Source organism: Nocardia sp. NPDC059154, from assembly GCF_042755705.1.
In the GTDB taxonomy this organism is placed as follows: Bacteria; Actinomycetota; Actinomycetes; order Mycobacteriales; family Mycobacteriaceae; genus Nocardia.
In genome coordinates, this window is sequence record NZ_JBHZCS010000067.1 from 56,353 (window position 1) to 58,337 (window position 1,985).

Sequence of the window (1,985 nt, forward strand, 5' to 3'; positions counted from 1 at the left end):
ACAAAGAGTGGGGAGGGGCGACGCGGAACACCTCTCCCCCCTCTTTTGTGGGTGGGTTTTTTTCCGCCCCCCCCCCCCCCCCCCCTGTTTCCCCCCCCCCCCGGCCCGGATCAGGCACCGACAGTTCGTGCCACCTGCTCGGCTGTCACCTGTACCGACCATCCCAGCTGTGCGGCCACCTCGGGCAGTGGCACGCCCGCGCGCAGCAGCTGCGCCCCGCACATCCGGCGCAGATCGTGCACGTGCGTCCGGCGTCCACCGAGATCCTCGTGCGCCGCGACCACCGCGCCACGCCACGCCCGCGAGAAACCGCGCATCAAGCCCGGCCCTAGCGCGCCGTCGATCGAGAACAGCTCCTCATCGCAGCGGGTCAGATCCATCCCGGCCAGGACCTGCTCAGGCACCAGAACCGTGCGCCCACAACGCGATTGCTGCAGCTCCCAGAATCGCCCGGCCGGCACCCACACCCGCGTGACGCGGCAGGTGCCCGCCGCCGCATCGATGTCGGCGGTGGTGAGCGCCGCGGTTTCCCCGATCCGGATCCCGGTCACCCCAAGCCATTCGGCGACCGGATGCCACCGCTGGGGCAGCTCGGCCATGATGCGCTGGAACTGTGCGGGGGTGAGGGCAGGGGAGTAGGCGCGCATCATGCCACCGCCTTCGACCGCAGGGCGACCACCTGCGCGGCCGGTACCGGGATGGCGTGCAGGTGCTCGGTGAGGATCTCGCCGATCGCCGCCGCGGCTGCCTCGCCGGCCTGCCGATCCAGATGCCCATACCGGTCCACGGTGGTGGTGATGCTCTCGTGGCCGAGGGCTGCCTGGATCACCGGCAGCGAGACCCGCTTGCTGATCATCCAACTCGCGCAGGTGTGCCGAAGATCATGTATCCGTGGCGATTTCCCGCGCAGCGGATCCTCAGGGTCGGCAGCCAGGCGCGCCAGCGTCGGCACCCACACCGTTTTGTAGAACGTGCTGATCTGCACCGGATCCCCGTGCGCATTCGTGAACAGCCAGTCACCGTATGCGCGCCCGGTCAGCGGCAGCGCATCGAGCAGCCCGCGATCGATATTGATCGTGCGCTTGGACTTCTTGGTCTTGGGCGGGCCCAGGATCCGCTTGCCGCCGGTGTACTTCCACGCCTGCCGGATCCGGACCGTGCCCGCCTTGCGTGACACATCCCCGACCCGCAGCGCGGTGGCCTCACCCCATCGCACGCCGGAGGTGACCAGGAACCGCACGAATACCTGCCATTCGGCGGGGATCTCGCGGTGCAACGCAGCGAATTCGTCGGCCTCGAGGAAAGTCATCTCGGCCTGGTGGATGTCGGGCAGCTCGGTCTCGACGCACGGGTTCGTGCTGACCGTGCCTTTCTTCGCCAGCCATTTGAACATCCCGCACAGGTACCCGTGTTTGTTCGCAATGGTTTTCGCGCTGTTGCCCTTCGCAGCGAGATGGTTGATCCATTTCGCGACCATCTCGGGCGTGACCGAATCGACAGGCAATGTCGGTGTGAAGAACGGCTCGATGTCGTTGCGCATGAATCGCTCGTAGCGCTGGCGGCTGCCGACACCGGCTTTCGTGCGGGTCTCGATATAGTCCGCGCCCGCCTGTTTGATCCCTGGGCACGTGGCGTCGGCGCTCTCGGCGCGCAGCATTTCCAGCGCCATCGCGGGGCCGCGTTTCTCGAAGATCGCTTTCCACTTCACCGCGTCGGCGCGGTCGTCGAATTCGATGCTGGGCTGCTTGCCGTTGTAGCGGTACTGCAGCTGATAGGTCGTGTTGCCACGGGCATGGACCCGTTCGCGAATGCTGGCCATCTGGTGGTCCTCTGTGTGGTCGGTGATGATGTACCGACTCCTGCAGAGTCACGCTCGCACAGCATGGCATGTTGCCAAGACCGTTGCCAGAAGCCCCTGGCCAGAACCGGAAAAACCGATCCCGACCAGGGTCTTTCCCTGGCGGAGGATAGGGGATTTGAACCCC

At 66.4% G+C, this 1,985-nt stretch carries 2 protein-coding genes; both read right to left on the reverse strand.

Annotated features, from left to right (window positions below; genetic code table 11):
- Nucleotides 1-110: 110 nt before the first annotated feature.
- Entirely contained in the window at nt 111-650 is a 540-nt protein-coding gene (locus ACFXN1_RS40145) for a tyrosine-type recombinase/integrase (protein WP_379446033.1), read from the reverse strand.
- Nucleotides 647-1,819 (reverse strand): tyrosine-type recombinase/integrase, encoded by a 1,173-nt coding sequence (locus tag ACFXN1_RS40150; protein WP_379446032.1) that lies wholly within the window; start codon nt 1,817-1,819, stop codon nt 647-649. The genes ACFXN1_RS40145 and ACFXN1_RS40150 overlap by 4 nt, the downstream gene beginning before the upstream one ends.
- Between the last annotated feature and the right edge of the window lie 166 nt (nt 1,820-1,985).